Origin of the sequence: Rheinheimera hassiensis (genome assembly GCF_022436675.1) — a bacterium.
GTDB lineage: Bacteria > Pseudomonadota > Gammaproteobacteria > Enterobacterales > Alteromonadaceae > Alishewanella > Alishewanella hassiensis.
On the sequence record NZ_JAKUJZ010000001.1, the window covers coordinates 489063 to 508011 of the forward strand.

At 51.0% G+C, this 18949-nt stretch carries 12 protein-coding genes; 8 read left to right on the forward strand and 4 right to left on the reverse strand.

Features of this window, described 5'->3' with window-relative positions:
• Positions 1 to 152 precede the first annotated feature (152 nt).
• The 4 genes from MJX74_RS02145 to MJX74_RS02160 all read right to left on the reverse strand — a co-directional run bounded on the left by MJX74_RS02145 (position 153) and on the right by MJX74_RS02160 (position 8633).
• Positions 153 to 3224: an efflux RND transporter permease subunit gene (locus MJX74_RS02145; protein ID WP_240220474.1), complete on the reverse strand. Its 3072-nt coding sequence runs from the start codon at positions 3222 to 3224 to the stop codon at positions 153 to 155.
• Complete coding sequence (locus tag MJX74_RS02150) at positions 3221 to 6304, reverse strand: multidrug efflux RND transporter permease subunit (protein ID WP_240220476.1); 3084 nt, start codon at positions 6302 to 6304, stop codon at positions 3221 to 3223. Before MJX74_RS02150 ends, MJX74_RS02145 begins: the two co-directional genes overlap by 4 nt.
• Positions 6305 to 6314: 10 nt before the next feature.
• Entirely contained in the window at positions 6315 to 7469 is a 1155-nt protein-coding gene (locus MJX74_RS02155; protein ID WP_240220478.1) for an efflux RND transporter periplasmic adaptor subunit, read from the reverse strand.
• A gap of 156 nt (positions 7470 to 7625) precedes the next feature.
• Positions 7626 to 8633, reverse strand: coding sequence for a LysR family transcriptional regulator (locus MJX74_RS02160; RefSeq protein ID WP_240220480.1), 1008 nt, complete (start codon positions 8631 to 8633; stop codon positions 7626 to 7628).
• 21 nt (positions 8634 to 8654) lie between these two features.
• On the opposite strand from MJX74_RS02160, the gene MJX74_RS02165 reads away from it, so the two are divergent.
• From MJX74_RS02165 to MJX74_RS02200, 8 genes are all read left to right on the forward strand, one after another.
• Positions 8655 to 9089 (forward strand): DMT family transporter, encoded by a 435-nt coding sequence (locus MJX74_RS02165; RefSeq protein WP_240220482.1) that lies wholly within the window; start codon positions 8655 to 8657, stop codon positions 9087 to 9089.
• 9 nt (positions 9090 to 9098) lie between these two features.
• A complete protein-coding gene (locus tag MJX74_RS02170) occupies positions 9099 to 9554 on the forward strand; it encodes a DMT family transporter (protein ID WP_240220485.1) in 456 nt (151 codons plus the stop codon).
• Positions 9555 to 9661: 107 nt separating this feature from the next.
• A complete protein-coding gene (locus tag MJX74_RS02175) occupies positions 9662 to 10660 on the forward strand; it encodes an alpha/beta fold hydrolase (RefSeq protein ID WP_240220487.1) in 999 nt (332 codons plus the stop codon).
• 401 nt (positions 10661 to 11061) lie between these two features.
• Complete coding sequence (locus MJX74_RS02180; RefSeq protein WP_240220489.1) at positions 11062 to 14022, forward strand: TonB-dependent receptor; 2961 nt, start codon at positions 11062 to 11064, stop codon at positions 14020 to 14022.
• A 60-nt stretch (positions 14023 to 14082) separates the two neighbouring features.
• Positions 14083 to 15690 (forward strand): tryptophan halogenase family protein, encoded by a 1608-nt coding sequence (locus MJX74_RS02185; RefSeq protein WP_240220491.1) that lies wholly within the window; start codon positions 14083 to 14085, stop codon positions 15688 to 15690.
• A 10-nt stretch (positions 15691 to 15700) separates the two neighbouring features.
• Positions 15701 to 16408, forward strand: coding sequence for a SapC family protein (locus tag MJX74_RS02190; protein WP_240220493.1), 708 nt, complete (start codon positions 15701 to 15703; stop codon positions 16406 to 16408).
• Between the two features lies 1 nt (position 16409).
• A complete protein-coding gene (locus MJX74_RS02195; protein ID WP_240220496.1) occupies positions 16410 to 17408 on the forward strand; it encodes a cupin-like domain-containing protein in 999 nt (332 codons plus the stop codon).
• Positions 17409 to 17433: 25 nt separating this feature from the next.
• Entirely contained in the window at positions 17434 to 18924 is a 1491-nt protein-coding gene (locus MJX74_RS02200) for a tryptophan halogenase family protein (protein WP_240220498.1), read from the forward strand.
• Positions 18925 to 18949: the final 25 nt, after the last annotated feature.

Here is an 18949-nt window from a genome sequence, read left to right on the forward strand (position 1 = left end):
ACTATGTTATTGATATTTAAAGTTTTAATGGAAATTCAGCGATAAAATAAAACGGCTATATGAACGGGATACAGAAAAATTTACCGGTTGACCGGTAAAAAAAGCCATTGCAGGCACCGGCTGCCTGATGGCAACCGGTCTGTTTTAACAATTTAACCCGCGGCAGATGACGATGTTACATCAGTACTTAACGTGCTTTTACGGCACTTGCTGATCAGCAGATATACCGCCGGGGTGGTGTACAACGTGAGGATCTGGCTTACCAGTAAACCGCCTACTATGGTAATACCCAGCGGCTGGCGCAGCTCAGAGCCCTCGCCTACGCCCAATAATAACGGTAAAGCCCCAAGCAAAGCGGCAAAGTTTGTCATTAAAATAGGCCGCAGCCGTTGCTGGGCCGCCTGCGCAACCGCTTCTTGGGGCGATAACCCCTGATTACGTTCGGCTGCCAGGGCAAAATCGACCAGTAAAATGGCGTTTTTCATCACAATGCCAATGAGTAAAAACAGGCCCAGCAGCGCGATCAAATTAAAATCGCTGTTAGTCAGATACAGCGCCAGCAGGGCGCCAAGCCCGGCACAGGGCAAGGTAGACAGAATAGTCAGCGGTTGTAACAAGCTTTCATACAATATGCCCAGCAGTAAATACACGGCCAGGATCACGCCAATAATAAGCCAGGTTTGATCGCTGCTGGCAAACATGGCATTACGCTGGTTTTCACCGCTAATAGCATGAATGGCCCCCGGCACCATCAGCTCTGCCAGTGCCTGATCGATTGCTGCTGATGCTTGTTCCATGGTGGTATCGGGCGCCAGACCGTAGCCGATGTTAACAGAGGCGAACTGGCCGTCGTGCTGTACCCTGTCGTTAACCAAACCATAGCGGTAACTGGAAATAGCCGACAGCGGTATCTGCCGGCCGTCACTGGTAATAACCTGCAATTGCTGCAACACCTCTGGCTGGGCGGTGTAACCCGGCATCAGTTCCATCACGATACGGTACTGGTTTTGCTGATCATATAAGGTAGCGATTTGGCGCTGTGAAAAGGAGTTATTTAATAACGTAGCTACAGTGCGCATATCAATGCCCAGCCTTTGCGCGGCTTCACGGTCAATATGCAGTTCAATTTGCTGGGCATCTTCGCCGCCCGGCGTGTCTACATCTACCAGGCCAGGCAATTCCTGCAGTTTTTCGCCGACTTTTTTGCCCCACTGACGTAGCAATGCCAGATCGTCCGATAGCAGCTGTACTTCGTAATCACTGCGGCCAAAGGGTGAGGACAAGCGGATGTCCTGATCAACATTCATAAATAAAATACCGCCCGGCACCTTAGGTGCCGTTGCCCGCAGCCGGTCGACTACCTCACGCGCTGATACCTGCCGCTCGGCCAATGGTTTTAACCTTACCCGCATCCATGAATTACTGACACCGCTGTTGCCGCCACTGGAGCCGGTAACATCGGCTACGGCAGGGTCTTGCAACACAAACTGGCGGAAAGCTTCTATTTTTGGCTGCATCATCTGAAAGGAGGCGCCGTCATCGCCGCGAACAAAGCCATTTAGCTGACCTGTATCCTGCTCTGGCAGCAAACCAGACGGTATTTTGCTGTACAGCCAGCCACTGGCAGCAAACAGTAGCACCAGCACCAACAGCAACCAGCGGTAATGGTTGAGGCCTACATCAATGCTACGCCGGTACCCCTGACCAAAGCGGTAAAACAGCCCTTGTTTCTGTTGTGCTAACGGCGATGCTTTTAGCATCAGTGCCGACATACTGGGCGTAAGGGTTAATGATACCAGCAGCGAAATAACCATAGCGGCCACCAGCGTAATCGAGAATTCTCGAAACAGCCGCTCGACCAGACCACCCATAAATAAAATAGACAGGAAAATAACAATCAGTGCCAGGTTCATCGCCAGCAGGGTAAAGCCCACCTCAGCCACGCCCTGCCGGGCAGCCTGCAGCGGCGACAAACCACGTTCCAGATGGCGTTTGATATTTTCTACCACTACGATGGCATCATCTACCACCAGCCCCGTGGCAACAATCAGCGCCATAACTGATAAGTTATTCAGTGAAAAGCCACACAGGTACATCACGGTAAAGGCGCCAATCAGTGATATCGGTATGGTCAGGCTGGGGATCAGTGCACTGCGAAAACTACCAAGAAATGCCCAAACCACCAATACCACCAACACAGCAGCAATCAGCAGGCTAATTTGCGCCTCCGCCAGTGTAGCGCGGATCACCGGGCTGCGGTCCATCACCACGGCTAAATCAGCTCCGGCCGGGGTCAGTGCCTGCAACAAAGGCAGTTGCTGATAAATAGCATCAATAGTTTCGACAATATTGGCACCGGTACGCCGGCTTACCAGCAGGATCACGGCATCTTTGTCATTGTGAAAACCCGCGCTGTAACGGTTTTCGGTTGAGTCGGTTACCTGTGCCACATCTGACAGCCGGATTGGCGCACCGTTAATGTACTTAATAATCAGGTTTTGGTAATCGGCGGCCTGACGTAACGTTTCGCTGGTGGCTAACTGCCAGCGATGGCTGTCGCTTTCCAGCACACCAAGCGGCACGGAAGCATTGACACTGCTGATGGCAGCCCGGACTTCATCCAACGCTACACCGTAGTGCGCCAGCATGCCGGGATTAAGCTGCACCCGCACTGCAGGCAGTGAAGAGCCGCTGACTTCCACTTCACCTACGCCGGTAATTTGCGCCAGTTTTTGCGCCAGCACGGTAGAGGCGTTGTCGTACAGCACACTGCCGGCCAGATGACCTGAGCTTAGCGCCAGCGCCATAATCGGCGCCTGTGACGGATTAAACTTGCGGTACACCGGGTTGCCCGGCATACCCGATGGCAACTGGCCGCGGGCAGCATTAATGGCCGCTTGTACTTCGCGGGCGGCATCATCGACATTGCGGTCCAGCTCAAACTCCAGCCGTACCTGAGTAGAGCCCTGGCTGCTGGACGAACTAATACGGCGGATACCGGAAATACTGCCAAGCGCTCGCTCCAGCGGCGTTGCCACCGTTGCCGCCATACTTTCCGGGCTGGCGCCGGGCAAACTGGCGGTAACAACAATCATTGGAAAATCAATGGCGGGTAACGGCGACACCGGTAACAAACGCCAGCTTAATAAACCCAGCAGCAAAATGGCGGTGGCCAGTAAGGAGCTGGCTACCGGCCGCTGAATAAAAGGCTGCGCCAGGTTCATACTGCGCTAGCCTCTGGCTGCACTGCCGGTTTGCGTTTGCTGAACAGCCGGTCAAACCACAGGTACACCACTGGCGTGGTAAACAGTGTCAGTATCTGGCTGACCATTAAACCGCCTACCATTACCAGCCCCAGCGGCTGGCGCAGCTCGGCACCGGAACCTGTGCCCAGCATCAGTGGTACGGCACCAAATAAGGCCGCCAGTGTTGTCATCAGAATGGGTCGGAACCGCATTAAAGCAGCCTGATAAATGGCTTCGTCTGGTGTTAAGCCCTGATTACGCTGCGCATCGAGGGCAAAATCGACCATCATAATGCCGTTTTTCTTTACCAGACCAATCAGCAGCACTATGCCGATTACTGCGATAAGATCCAGCGGCTGGCCGGTAATCAGTAAAGCCAGCAAGGCGCCCACTGTGGCAGATGGCAACGTAGATAAAATGGTTACCGGGTGGATCAGGCTTTCGTACAAAATACCCAGTACGATATACATAGTGACAATAGCTGCCAGCACTAACCACAGCGTATTGCTAAGTGAAGCCCGAAATGCTTCGGCCGCGCCCTGAAAGGTTAGCTCAACTTCGGGTGGCAGTTGCAGCTGTTGCTGCACCTGCTCAATTGCGGCAACTGCCTCGCCCAGCGAATAGCCTGGGGCCAGATTAAACGACAGCGTAACCGCCGGAAACTGGCCCTGCTGGTTAATCAGCAACCGGGCGGGTCGCTGGCTTACCGTTGCCACCGCCGACAAAGGTACTGTCGCGCCACTGCTGCTGGTCAGGTACAGTTTGTCCAGCGCATCGATGCCGGTTACCTGTGCCGGATCAGCTTCCAGCACAATGCGGTATTGGTTCGACTGGGTAAACAAGGTTGAAACCTGGCGCTGGCTGTAGGCACTTTGCAGCACCGAGCTTATTTGCGACACACTCAGGCCCAGCCGTGCGGCAGCTGTGCGGTCAATATCAATATAGGCCTGTAACCCTTGCTGCTGCAAGTCATGCGCTACCTCAGACAACTCCGGCCGTTGCTGCAAAGCGCTGAATAAGTCTGGCAGCCACTGGCTGAGCATTTCATGGTCCGGTGTGCTGAGGCTAAACTGATACTGGGTACGGCTGATCCGGTCTTCGATGCTCAGCTCCTGCACCGGCTGGAACCAACCTTTAATTCCAGGCACAGCCAGCACCTGCTGCTCCAGTTGACGGATGATTTGCACCGCCGATTCACTGCGCTCACCATGAGGCTTTAAGTTCACCAGAATACGGCCGCTATTGATGCTGCTGTTGTTACCGTCTACACCAATAAATGACGACAGGCTACTCACATCAGAGTGCTGCAAAATATTCGCCGCCAATTGCTGCTGGCGCTGCGCCATTGCCTGAAACGAAATGTCCTGCGGCGCTTCAGTGATAATTTGTATTACACCGCTATCCTGTACCGGGAAAAACCCTTTTGGCACAATCATATACAAGCCGGCCGTCAGGGCCACTGTTGCCAGCATACTGGCCATCGCCAGCCGCTGATGGCGCAGCACCCATTGCAGCGCACGGCCATAGGCGTTGATCACCCGCTGCATGGTACCGGGATTATCTTTATCTTCGTGCGGTGGCAGTGCTGTCAGCATATGGGCGCACAGCATGGGCGTAAGGGTTAACGACACCACTAACGAAATCAGTATTGCCACGGTCAGGGTTACTGCAAATTCATAAAACAGCCGGCCGACCACATCGGCCATAAATAGCAGCGGGATCAGCACGGCAATCAGGGAAAAGGTTAACGAAATCAGCGTAAAGCCAATTTCCTTGGCGCCTTTAAGTGCCGCTTCCATCGGTGAGGCACCCTGCTCGCGGTGACGGGCAATATTTTCCAGCATCACTATGGCGTCATCTACGACAAAGCCGGTGGCGATAGTCAGCGCCATTAGCGTCAGGTTGTTTACCGAGAAATCCAGCAGCAACATTACAGCAAAGGTACCAATAAGTGATAACGGCACCGCCAGACTGGGAATAATGGTGGCCGGTATGGTGCGCAAAAATACAAAAGTGACCAGGATCACCAGACAAACGGCAAAAATCAGTTCTTTTTGTACATCACGCACCGAGGCGCGGATACTCAAGGTGCGATCGGTTAATACCGTTACATTCACCGCTGCCGGCATGGTGGAGGTAAGTTGCGGCAGCAGCGCCTGCACTCTGTCGGCCACTTCGATAACATTAGCGCCGGGCTGACGCTGAATATTCAGTAGCACAGCCGGTTGCTCGTTAGCCCAGGCTGCCAGAAAACGGTCTTCAGCACCTTGCTCTACCGTGGCAACATCTGCCAACCGCACCGGAGCGTTGTCACGCCAGGCAATAATCAGTTGCTGATATTCAGCGATATCGCGGATCTGATCATTGGCATCAAGCATGGTTGAGCGAAACGGGCCATCAAAACTGCCCTTGGGTTGGTTGGTGTTAGCTGCAGCAATGGCGGTGCGCAGGTTTTCCAGGCTTAAATCCATATTCGCCAGTGCAGCCGGATTGGCTTTTACCCTTATCGCCGGGCGCTGTCCACCGGCCAGGCTGACCATGCCCACACCAGGCAGCTGTGCCAGCTTTTGTGCCATCCGGGTGTCGACTAAGTCGTATACCTGTGGCAAGCGCAGGGTGTCAGACGTTACGGCCAGCGTAAGAATAGGCGCATCAGCCGGATTTACTTTACGATACACCGGTGGCGTGGGTAGATCGGATGGTAATAGCGAGGCAGCAGTGTTAATGGCGGCCTGCACTTCCTGCTCGGCCACACCCATATCCACCACTAACGCAAACTGCAGCGTAATAACCGATGCACCGGCTGAACTGCTGGATGACATTTGCTTTAAACCGGGAATTTGCCCCAGCCGCCGCTCCAACGGTGCAGTAACCGTGCGTGCCATAATGTCGGGGCTGGCGCCGGGGTTAAAACTAAATACCTGAATAATCGGGTAATCTACCTGTGGCAACGCGGCTACCGGTAACTGCCGCCAACTGAGAATACCGGCTATAAGTATCGCCAGCATCAACAATGACGTAGCCACAGGCCGCAGGATAAAAGGACGGGATAAATTCATCAACGGCCCCTTAACTGGCCGGAACCGGTTGATCGGTAATCACTTCCACTGCCCGGCCCGGCCTTAAGCGGTCTAGCCCTTCCAACACCACCAGATCGCCGGTTTGCAGGCCGTCTTCCACCGCCACCAGGCCGTTATCTGCAGCACCCAGTTTAACCTGGCGGATTTGCGCTTTGTTTTGCTCAATAACATATACATAGTTACCGGCCGAACCATATTGCACTGCGTCTTGCGGAATGGTTACCGCGTCTTGCTGCACCGCTACATTCAGCCTTACATTGACAAACTGATTAGGGAACAGCTCTTCCTGCTCGTTAGCAAATTCGGCTTTCAGCCGCAGTGTGCCGGTAGCAGTGTCAATCTGGTTGTCCAGAATCGTAAGCGCGCCCTGACTGAGCAATTGCTGCTCAGATCTATCCCAGGCTTCTACCGTTAAGCTTTCACCGCGGCGCACGGCATCACGCACCTGCAGCAACTGACTCTCAGGAATGGCAAACACCACTGCAATAGGTGAGCTTTGGGTAATAGTGACCAGCCCTTCGGTATTATTGGCCTGAATAAGGTTACCCGGATCAACCCGGCGCAAACCCAGCCGGCCACTGATAGGAGCATGAATACGGGTATAGGACAATTGCAGCTTGGCCGCGTCAATTTGTGCCTGATTCGATTTAATTGTGCCCTCAAGCTGCGCTACCAACGCCTGCTGCTGATTGTATTGCTGCGCTGAAATAGAGCTTTGCTCACGCAGTTTACTGTACAGCTGTAAATCCGCTTCAGCGTTTTTCAGCTGGGCCAGATTTTGCTCCAGTTGGCCCTGTGCCTGCGCCAGTTGGATCTGATAATCGGCCTGCTCAATTTCTGCCAGCAACTGGCCCTGCTCAACCTTACCACCTTCGGTAAAGGCTACGTTTTGCAGTATGCCGGTTACCCGGCTTTGCACTACTACGGTATTTAATGGCGTAACCGTGCCAATAGTTTTTATTTGCACCCGCAAATCGGCAGCATTAGCTGTTACTACCCGCACAGGAACCGGCATTGCCCAGGGATTCATTTGCCTGGCGGGCGCTGCGTCTGAATTGCCAGCCTTTGGCCATAAAAAATAAGCTGCAGCTGCAACTACTACTACCACACCTGCCAACAGCAAAGGTTTCTTCAGCAACGCCATTTTCCGTAATTCCTGTAACCTGAGTAAAATCCGCGCTTACTATAAGTTAGCGTTAACATTGGCTCAACGCAGCAAACGTCAAGATTAGGTAAAGATTGTCAGCATTTCGGCAGAACACTGCTTTAGCGCGTTAAAACGCACCGGTATGAACTGCTATCACAGTTGCCAGTAAAGTGGCGAGCCGTACACTTCGGCAAAGTAGTCAATGGTTGCCCTGACATTCAGCGGCGGGTGACGTACATTAGGATATATAGCAGCGATGTGCTGAGGCTCAGTATCAATGGCCGCATCGTGCTGCGGCAGCAACTTAATCAGCTCGCCTTTTTTCAGACAATCGCCCAGCAGCCAGTCGGGAAACAGCACTATACCCATGCCTTTAAGCGCGGAAATCAGTAAGGTTTCGGCATTATTAGATGCCAGCAGCGGTGCTACCGGATAATGGGTCCAGTTTTCGTGCTGCTGTTTAAACAGCCAGCGGTTGGGACCTGAAGAACCTTTATACACCAGACATTTATGCTGGTTTAAGTCGGCCGGGCTTTGCAGCCTACCGTGTTGGCTAACATAGCCAGGCGAAGCGGCAAGATGATACACCTGAGTGCCGAAAACCCGGGCATGAAATGAAGAATCTGTCAGGGCGCCGATGCGAAAGATCAGGTCAGTGGCATCGCGATGCGGATCGATAAAGTCGTCGGTTTGTGTCAGCTCTATTTGCAGCAGCGGGTAGCGTTCAGTTAAACCTGCCAGCCAGGGCGCAATATGGCGCTGGCCAAAAAATACCGGAGCATTAATTCGGATCAAGCCGCCCGGTTCCAGGGTTCTGTCCTGCAGCGCTTTTCGTGCCTCACTTACCTGATCGGTAATAGTTCTGGCGTAGTTAACAAACAGCCTGCCAGCTTCTGTAGGCACCACTGCGCGGGTGTTGCGGTAAAAAAGTTGCTGCCCCAGTGCGTCTTCCAGCTGTTGTATGGTGCGCGATACCATAGAGGCAGAAACCCCCTCCCTGCGTGCCACCTCGGAAAAACTCTGCGCATTAAACACACTGATAAACAACAGTAGTGTCTTAATACTCACTGCATTTACATCGTTCACTTGTGCAACTCCTGCAAAGGTCATTTCCAGATTATAGCGTTTTTCGTAATACTGCACTGCTGTATGCTGCGCCACCTGAACTATTGGAGCGTGTTTATGCAGATTTTATTGATATTGCTGGTTGTGGCCGGCGGCATGGGCTTGTCGGTTGAGGCTGGCCTGTTAGGGCCGCTGGGCAGTGAAGTGGGTGAGTTATGGGCCACCTTCAGCATTTTTGGTGTCGGCGCAGCACTGACATTTCTGTTAATGCTGTTTTTCAGCCCGCGCAACAGCCCATCATTTTTTGCACAGCCCCCCTTGCTGCTGCTTGGCGGCGTACTAGGTCCGGTTTATGTGGTTATTCTGACACTGGCAGCACCGGCCATTGGTATTGCCATGACCATGATTGGCATTCTGGCTGGCCAGGTGTTTAAAAGCTTAATTATTGACCACTATGGTTTGTTTGGTACGGCGCGCCGCAAAATTGATGTTAAACGTATTATTGCACTGCTGTTTATTGTCGCCGCACTGGTGTTTATGGCTAAAGGGTAAGGTAACGCTATGACTATTTTAATGATTATGTTGGCGGTAATTGGTGGCGCCACACTAAGTGTGCAAGCTGCATTAAATGGCCGGCTGGGCAGTAATGTTGGTGTGTTTCGCAGTGCCTTTTTAACCTTTTCGGTCGGCGCTTTAGTTACGGCATTACTTATTTTCTTTTTTGAACCCCGCCATGCCGTTACCTTGCTGGATGTCCCTAAATGGCAGCTGCTTGGTGCTCTGTGCGGGGTGCCTTATATCGTTATTATGGTGCTTGCGGTGCAACGCATTGGCACTGCAGTAGCCACGGTAGCCGTTATCTTTGGCCAGTTAACCATGAGTGTGCTGATTGATAACTTCGGCTGGCTGGGCAACGAAGCCATTGCGCTGTCAAACAGCCGCATGGCGGCAATTGCCTGCCTGGCGATTGCGCTGTTTTTTATACACTCCAGTAGTAAAGTAAAAACAGTAGCCTAATGCCACACCGCTAACAGCCAGCAAAAACCGGTGCAACAATAGGGGGTGTTTCATCACGGTGTTTTTCTTTACACTCAAACGAAGCTAAAACAAAACAGGAACAATCTATGCGTATTTTCACAGCTATTGTTGCCACTGCTATGGCTTATGTTTTTTCAGCCCCGGCGTTTGGCCAAGCCACTTATGGCCCGCGCCTGGAAGGGTTTGACTATCCGTTTGAAGTAAAAAACTACCCGTTGTTAACCCAGGGCCAACAGCTGGAAATGGCCTATATGGATATCAGCCCAACAGCAACAGCTAACGGCAAAACCGCGGTGCTGTTGCATGGTAAAAACTTTTGCGCCGCCACCTGGCACGCCAGTATTAAGGTGTTGGCCGGGCAAGGCTACCGTGTAGTAGTGCCTGATCAAATCGGCTTTTGTAAATCCAGTAAGCCGCAGGGCTATCAGTTTAGCCTGGCGCAATTAGCCGCTAATACGCACAGTTTACTTAACAGTATTGGTGTTACCCGGCCGGTTATTATCGGCCATTCTATGGGCGGCATGCTAACCGCACGCTATGCGCTGCAATACCCGCAAAACGTGGAAAAAATTGTACTGGTTAACCCTATAGGCCTGGAAGACTGGCAGGCTGAAGGTGTACCTTATGCCACTATTGACGCCTTATACGCCAACGAGCTGAAAACCAGCTTCGACAGTATTAAAGCCTATCAGCTGAAGTTTTATTACGACGGCAACTGGAAGCCTGAGTATGAGCAATGGGTAACTATGCAGGCCGGTCTTTATGGCGGAGCAGGCAAAAACATAGTAGCAATGAATCAGGCACAAACCTCTGAGATGATATTTACCCAGCCGGTAGTACATGAATTTGCCAATATCCGCGTACCAGCAGTACTGATTATTGGCGGAAAAGATCGCACCGCACCGGGCGCAAACCGCGCCAGCAAAGAACTGGCAGCCAAGCTTGGCAATTATCCACAACTGGGTCGGACCGCAGCTAAAGCCATGCAAGCAAAACTGGTGGAACTGCCCGAACTGGGCCATTCACCGCAGGTAGAAGCTGAGCAGGAGTTTCATCAGATGTTATTAAAGCACCTGACAAACTAACCACATTAGCAGCACAGTCGTATATCACAGCAAAAAGCAGTAACTTTTTTAAGTTACTGCTTTTTGCATAACACTGTTCTGCCACTGCTTTAACATGCTGTGGAGGCACTACCGAAGAGCAATCCAGCTACGCTCTGATAGAGCCAGGATTATGTTCAACAAATTGTATTTAAAGTAAAACTTTATGTAATGGCTAAGTTTTCCTGACACACTGCACCACCGCGAGTCAAACGTGCTGTAATATTGTGCAGCTTTTTACTGTTGAAGTGTTGACCTTGCTGCCTTTATCATCTACATTTTGTAAGCGCTTACATTATCAATTTCAGTTGTAAAATTAAAAATGTAAGCGCTACCAAATAATTAAAACGATTAGATACTCAGCAAAACACGGGAGAAAGGGTATGAACCAAACACGTTTCAAGCTATCGCGTCTGGCGGTAAGTTTGTCACTGATCACAGGCGCTGGTGTTCTGGCTCCTGTTTACGCTCAGGATGTTACAACAGAAAACAGCAGTGAAGAAATCGAAGTTATTCAGGTATCAGGCATTCGCGGCAGTTTAGTCAAGTCGATGGATGTGAAACGTAGCTCCGTCGGTGTGGTGGATGCGATTTCTGCTGAAGATATTGGTAAATTCCCCGACACTAACCTTGCTGAGTCACTGCAACGTATTACCGGTGTATCTATTGACCGCTCAAACGGTGAGGGTAGCCGGGTTACGGTACGTGGTTTTGGTCCGGAATTTAACCTGGTGATGCTAAATGGCCGGCAGATGCCCGCATCATCACTGGAAGCAACAACAGCTTCATCATCCCGCTCCTTTGACTTTGCAAACCTTGCGTCAGAAGGTGTTGCAGGAGTTGAAGTATACAAAACCGGTCGAGCCAGCATTGCAACCGGCGGTTTGGGCTCAACTATTAACATTTTGACCACAAAACCATTAAATGCTCCCGGCATGAAAGCCACTTTTGGTGTTAAAGGTGTTATGGACCAGTCAACTGACGAGGGTTCAAATATCACGCCTGAGTTATCAGGTTTATATAGCAATACCTTCAACGACGACAAGTTTGGTGTCGCAATCAGCGGCTCATATCAAAAACGTGATAGCGGTAATAAGCAAGCCAATACCGGCGGTTGGCGCACATTTCCTGGAAACGTTAATGGTTTCGACTGGGATGGCGGTAATGCTGACTGGGGTGGCTTGATCCCTGACGGCGAAAATGCCTATCAAAATTACCCCGACGCAGACTCAATCTACTCAGTACCGCAAAGCTTAGGTTTTGCCTTCCATGAAGTGGAAAGAACCCGTACTAACGGCCAATTGGTGCTGCAATATAAACCGGTTGAAGCATTAACCACCACCTTAGACTACACCTATTCGAAAAACGAAGTATCAGACCGTTACAACGACGTGTCTGCGTGGTTTAACTTCGGCCCGTCGACAGGTATATGGAGCGATGGCCCGGTAGCAGCGCCGATTGTGTACTCCGAAGCGTTAACTGCACCAGGCGATTTAGCCATGGGCGCAGGCCAGTTCTCGACGATGAACGAGAATAAGTCTCTGGGCTTCAATGCCAAATGGGACGTTAACGACAACCTGAAATTAGAGTTGGATTATCACGACTCTTCAGCACAGTCGCGTCCGGATAGCCCGTTCGGCAGCAACAATACCATTGGTACCGCAACCTTTGTGCGCTCGGTAACGACAGCACGTTTCGACAGCGATTTACCGACTTTAGCTATCACTTACCCTGATGGTTTTACCGGCCTTAATGCCGAAGATGTGCGTATAACAGGTAGTTCATTCCGTAACAGCCAAATGCGCAGTGATATTGAGCAACTGCAAATTCGCGGTAGCTACGTTTTTGATACAGGCTTGTTAAGCAGCATTGATTTTGGTGTAGCAAGTTCAGAAACGCGAAATCGTTCAGCGTTTTCTAACGTGCAACAGGATAACTGGGGTGGCTTAGGGGCCGCTGGCGATATCGACCCATCGGTATTTCAGCTTGATCAGCTGGCCGATAATTTTGATGCCTCTTCCGGCAGCGACATGCTGAAAGAATTCTTTCGTTGGGATTTCAATACCATTCGTCAAATTGCTAACGACACCTATGGTGATTTAGGCTCAGTAGGTGATTGCGGCACGTCATTTTGTGCATCATCAATCCCCAATGTTGATCGCCCCACTACTGAAGAACAGCAAGCGGCTTATGTGCAGTTTAACTTTGCCGGCGAAATTGGCGAGCGTCCTTATGGCTTAACCGCTGGTGTACGCTATGAGAAAACCGATGTTACTTCAAGTGCCTTAGTGCCGGTATACAGCGGTATTGCCTGGACGGCTAATAACGAGTTTTCTCTGATCGAAACCGGTGAATTTGCCTACACTAATTTGACAGGCTCTTATACCAATGCGTTACCCAATATCGACTTTAATATTGAAGTTGTTGACGACGTTATTCTGCGTGCCTCAGTAAGTAAAACCCTTGCCCGGCCAAGTTATGCCGATATTCAAGGCGGTCAAACCCTTAACTCTTTAGTGCGGATTGACGGCGGCGATGGTGCTCGCGGTAACCCCGACTTAGACCCGTTTGAATCAACCAACCTCGATTTGTCAGCAGAGTGGTATTACGGCGAGGGCAGCTATGTAGCGGCCGGTTATTTCAGGAAAAAGGCGGAAAACTTTATCGGCCGTACTACCGTTGAAGAGCAAACGTTCAACTTGCCACACCCTGCGCAAGGCCCGCGTTATGCCGAAGCTGTTGCGGCAGTGGGGAGTGATGCCACAGCAATTCGTAACTATATCAGAACGAACTACCCGGAAACGGTTGATGAGAATGGCTTTATTCTGGGTGTAGAAGGCGATCCAGCAGCGACCTTTGATATTGTTATCCCGGTTAACCAAGATGACGCTAAGTTAGATGGCTGGGAGTTTGCCGTACAACACTTATTCGGTGAGTCAGGCTTTGGGGTGATTGCCAACGCAACGCTTGTCGATGGTGACTTTAATTACGACAACTACAGCTTAGGCCAACAATTTGCGTTGCTGGGCATGAGTGATACCTATAACGTAGTTGGTTTCTACGACAAAGATGGCTTACAAGCACGTATAGCGTATAACTGGCGTGATAAGTTCCTGGCATCAACCGTTAACGCACAAGGCCTGCAAAACCCAATTTACGTAGAATCCTACGGTCAATGGGATGCCAGCGCCAGCTATGACGTAACCGAACAGTTGACCTTCTTTATTGAAGCCATCAACCTGACCAACGAATCGACCCGTTCACATGAACGTAATTCACTGCAATTGGTGAACTATACTGAAACAGGTCGTCGTTTTAACATCGGTGCGCGTTATACGTTCTAAGATGTTGTTGCACTGAATAAGTAGCCATCGCAAGATGGCTACTTTTTACAAGAAGTGGTCATGATGCAAGCAACCGAGTCTCGCGCAACTGATACCCTAACCACTGCTGCAAACACGCAGTCGTTTGCCCAAGGGCGGGTGAATATAGTGGTCGTGGGTGGCGGTAGCGCTGGCTGGCTTACAGCAGCATTACTGGCTGCAGATCATCAAACTAACCCACTGGTAACCATAAGCCTTATTGAGTCCGCTACAGTGCCTACCATTGGTGTTGGCGAGGGCACCTGGCCATCAATGCGCGCAACGTTAGCGCGAATTGGCATTTCTGAAACCGAATTTATCATCCGCTGCGATGCCAGCTTTAAACAAGGCAGTGTGTTCCGGCAATGGCGCAGCGCTGTGCCACAAGATTGCTATTACCACCCGTTTACCGCCCCTGTGGCTGCTAATGAACTGGACATTGCTGAGCATTGGTTCAGCCACCATCAGCAAGTCGAGTTTGCGCCGGCGGTATCCAGCCAACCCGCAGTGATTGCCGCTGGCTTAGCCCCTAAACGTATCGCAACCCCGGAATACGCCTTTTTACAAAACTACGGCTATCACTTAGATGCCGGTAAGTTTGTCACCTTGCTAAGTGAGCATGCGAAACGGCTTGGCGTGAAGCACATCATTGATGATGTGGTTGCTGTACACAGCCACACCGATGGTCGTATTGCCGCGCTGCAAACTTTGCAACACGGCGCCTTAACAGGCGATCTATTTGTCGACTGCTCGGGGCTGCAAAGCTTACTGCTGGGCAAGCATTACCAAACGCCGCTTATTAGTGTGCAGCATTGTTTACTAAACGACAGCGCCATGGCGGTGCAAGTGGCATACGAGGATGAGCACGCGCCCATCGCATCGGCGACGCTGGCCACTGCGCAAGCACAAGGTTGGGTATGGGATATCGGCTTACCTACCCGACGCGGCGTAGGCTTTGTGCACCACAGCGGCCATACTAACGAACAGCAAGCACTGGCTACGCTTGCACAGTACCTGCATTTATCAGAGCGTGAGTTTAGCTCACACTATCAACCCAAACTGATCCGCTTTACACCTGGCTACCGTCAGCAATTTTGGCGACACAATTGCGTAGCTGTAGGCATGGCAGCGGGTTTTATTGAACCGTTAGAAGCGTCAGCCCTGGTGATGGTCGAGTTATCAGCTAAGTTTATCAGTGAGCAATTACCACGCAGCCTGGCACAGCTGGCTATAGTTAGTCAGCGCTTTAATCAAACATTCAGCTACCGCTGGCAGCAAATTGTTGAGTTTTTAAAATTGCACTACGTGTTGTCGACACGCGATGATAGCGAATATTGGTTGGCCCAGCGCGCTGAGGGCTCAATACCATCGTCACTGCAGGAAAAACTGCTGATGTGGCACCAATTTATGCCAAGCCGTTATGATTTACCGATGGCAGAAGAATTATTTCCGGCCGCCAGTTACCAATATATTCTATACGGTATGCGACACTTACCGGGTTGCGGGCGGCCCATAACGCCAGGCTCAGCTTTACGTGCCAACCAGGCATTTGCCGAAGTACAACAAAAAACACAACAGCTCAGAGCGGGCCTGGTCAGTAATCGCGAATTATTGAACCAAATCAAAGCTCACGGCTTACAAAAGATTTAAAGGGGAGCAAATGGCTACTATTGAATTACTTAACAACGTTGATCATTCCGGCGTGAAGATCCGCACTGAACGTAGCCCACAGCTGGGTGATAACCAAATGTTTTGTTTGAGTTTTCCCGCTGAGTTTCGCGCTGCACAAGCCTATTACCCTATCCTGTTTTACAAAGACAATAACACCGGCCGGTTTATGCCCGTGTTGCTGCTGGGGTTTCAAGCAGGTGAAAATCTGTTTGTGCAACAGCAAGGCTGGCAAGCCGGTTATGTGCCGTTAGACATCGCCCGCGCACCGTTTACCATTGGCATGCAAAATGCTGAGCGCGTGATCCACCTTGATATGGCGCACCCCAAGGTAAACACCAGCAGCGGTGAAGCCTTGTTTTTAGAATTCGGTGGCCAAAGCCCCTATTTACAGCAAGTGGCTGAGCAATTGGAAACCCTGCACCATGGCATTACAGACGCCGGGCAGTTCAGCCAGCAGCTGCTGGCATTGGAGCTAATTGAGTCTTTTGTGCTGGATGTCACATTAAATAATGGCCAACAACACAGTTTGCATGGTTTCTATACTATCAATGAGCCACGATTAGCCCGGCTTAGTGCTGAACAATTGGCACAGTTGCAGCAAACGGGCTACCTGGAAGCTATTTACATGATGCTGGCCTCGCAATCCCAGTTTGCGCGCTTAATTGGCATTAAAAATCAACTGTCGGCAAGCAACTAAGATGTGGTCTGCAGCGCAACCGGTGGCAACACTGTCCGGGGTAACCGCCGATAGCATAAGCACCGCCTTACTCAATAGCCCGCAGCCACTGTATTTACCGGATTTTGCTGCGCACTGGCCTGCGGTTGGTGCAGCTAAGCAAAGTGAGGCTGGCGTTGCTGATTATCTGCTTAGCCACTACAGTGGTGAACCACTTACTGCCTTTATCAGTGATGCGAAAAATGGCGGCCGGGTGTTTTACAATGCCGATTTCAGCGGTTTTAACTTTAAACCGGTGCATGCCAAACTTGAGCAACTGTTAGCATCGCCCCCCGGCGCTGCACACTGGTATGTCGGCGCCACCTTTGTACCGCGTTGGTTTCCAAACTGGTTGCAGCAGCAGAAGGTGCCCGCACTAACACAATATGCCAATGATGCTCTGGTCAGCCTATGGATTGGCAATCAAAGTCGCGTAGCAGCGCATGCCGACTTGCCGCAAAATTTGGCCGTTGTGGTAGCCGGACGGCGTCGTTTTACCCTATTCCCGCCTGAACAACTGGCCAATTTGTATATTGGCCCATTGGATGCCTCTCCGGCAGGCCGGGCCATTAGCCTGGTAGATTTTGCCAAGCCAGATTTAACGCAATTTCCAAAATTTGCACAAGCTATGGCGCATGCGCAAGTGATTGAACTGGAGCCGGGTGATGCGTTAATTATTCCCAGTATGTGGTGGCATCACGTTGAAGCACTTAGCGTGCTTAATGTGTTGATGAATTTTTGGTGGCGTGACAACCCGGCTTATATTCCCAGCCCAGAGCAAGCTTTGAAGCTGGCAATGCTTAGCATTAACGCTTTACCGGCAGAGCAAAAAGCAGCATGGCGCGCGCACTTCGAACACTATGTGTTTGGCGAAGGTAGTGCTGAACACATACCTGAACATTTGCGTGGTTTACAAGGGCCCCTAACTGAGCCCGTGGCCCGGAAAATCCGCGCCGAGCTGTTAAATAAACTCAACCGATAACTCAAACAATAACAATGAGGTCTGTATGCAGTCGCAAGCAATCAAACGCGTGGTGATTGCCGGCGGTGGAACCGCTGGCTGGATGGCGGCCGCCGCTATCGCCAAATTAATGGGTAAGCATTTACACATTTGCCTGGTAGAGAGTGATGAAATTTCCACTGTCGGCGTGGGCGAGGCAACTATTCCGCCGTTATTAACCCTGCATAAGCTATTGGGTATTAACGAAGCTGAATTTATGGCCGCCACTCAGGCGACATTTAAATTGGGCATTCAATTTGAAAACTGGCGCGATCAGGGCCATGACTATATTCACTCCTTTGGTACCACCGGCCAGGACTGCTGGGCGGCAGGCTTTCAGCATTTTTGGCTAAAAGGGCAACAACTGGGGCTGGCCAGTGACTACGGTGATTACTGTCCGGAATTATTGGCAACAAAGGCTGGCAAATTTGCCCACTTGCCGACCCGGCCATTAAATTACGCCTTTCACTTCGATGCTGGCTTATATGCTAAATTTTTACGCGCCCTGGCAGAACAACATGGCGCAAAACGTATTGAGGGCAAAATCGCCAGCGTAGAAACCTGTGAGCAAAGCGGCAATATCAGCGCGCTGCAGATGGCCAACGGTGAGCGCATTGCCGGCGATCTGTTTATTGATTGCACCGGTTTTCGCGCGCTGTTAATTGAGCAAACCCTCAACACCGGCTTTGATGACTGGAGCCACTGGTTACCCTGCGACTCTGCAGTAGCAGTGCAAACCCGCGCCACGCGTGAACCTGTGCCCTACACCCGCTCTATCGCTCATGGCGCAGGCTGGCAATGGCAAATACCACTGCAACACCGGGTAGGTAACGGCTTAGTGTACTGCAGTAAGTATTACTCAGATGAAGAAGCTAAAGCGGTGTTGCTGGCAAATATTAGTGGCGAGTTACTGACTGAGCCGCGTTTAATTAAGTTTCGCACCGGCATGCGCCGTAAGCACTGGAACAAAAACTGTATTGCTCTGGGTTTAGCCAGTGGCTTTATCGAGCCGCTGGAGTCGACCAGTATTCACTTAATCCAACGCAGTATAGTGCGCTTGCTGCAAATGTTCCCGCTGAGTGGCATCAGCCAGGCCGATATTGATGAGTTTAATCAACAAACCGAACATGAAGTGCTGAATATTCGTGATTTTATTATTCTCCACTATCACGTTACCGCAAGACGTGACACGGCATTTTGGCGCTACTGCCAAAATATGCCCATTCCGGAGTCACTGGCGCATCGTATTCGTTTGTTTAAGGAAACCGGCCGGGTATTTAAGGTGCCAAATGAGTTATTTGGCGAGAACTCCTGGACCCAGGTAATGCTGGGCCAGGGCATTATGCCCGAGCAACACCACCCGATAGTAGAGCTGATGAGCGAGCAAGAGCTTAATCATTTTCTCAGTCAAATTAAGCAACAAAATCAGCGCTTAGTAGCGCAATTACCCAGTCATCAGATGTTTTTGCAAAGCTACTGTCCGGCAGTGAGTAAGTAACGCCGGGCTGCCCGCCCGTTCCGTG

Coding starts and splice junctions, on each gene's coding strand:
- MJX74_RS02170 (WP_240220485.1), top strand. CDS start 9,099: ATGACTATTTTAATGATTATGTTGGCGGTAATTGGTGGCGCCACACTA.
- MJX74_RS02190 (WP_240220493.1), top strand. CDS start 15,701: ATGGCTACTATTGAATTACTTAACAACGTTGATCATTCCGGCGTGAAG.
- MJX74_RS02185 (WP_240220491.1), top strand. CDS start 14,083: ATGATGCAAGCAACCGAGTCTCGCGCAACTGATACCCTAACCACTGCT.
- MJX74_RS02165 (WP_240220482.1), top strand. CDS start 8,655: ATGCAGATTTTATTGATATTGCTGGTTGTGGCCGGCGGCATGGGCTTG.
- MJX74_RS02155 (WP_240220478.1), bottom strand. CDS start 7,469: ATGGCGTTGCTGAAGAAACCTTTGCTGTTGGCAGGTGTGGTAGTAGTA.
- MJX74_RS02200 (WP_240220498.1), top strand. CDS start 17,434: ATGCAGTCGCAAGCAATCAAACGCGTGGTGATTGCCGGCGGTGGAACC.
- MJX74_RS02195 (WP_240220496.1), top strand. CDS start 16,410: ATGTGGTCTGCAGCGCAACCGGTGGCAACACTGTCCGGGGTAACCGCC.
- MJX74_RS02150 (WP_240220476.1), bottom strand. CDS start 6,304: ATGAATTTATCCCGTCCTTTTATCCTGCGGCCTGTGGCTACGTCATTG.
- MJX74_RS02145 (WP_240220474.1), bottom strand. CDS start 3,224: ATGAACCTGGCGCAGCCTTTTATTCAGCGGCCGGTAGCCAGCTCCTTA.
- MJX74_RS02175 (WP_240220487.1), top strand. CDS start 9,662: ATGCGTATTTTCACAGCTATTGTTGCCACTGCTATGGCTTATGTTTTT.
- MJX74_RS02180 (WP_240220489.1), top strand. CDS start 11,062: ATGAACCAAACACGTTTCAAGCTATCGCGTCTGGCGGTAAGTTTGTCA.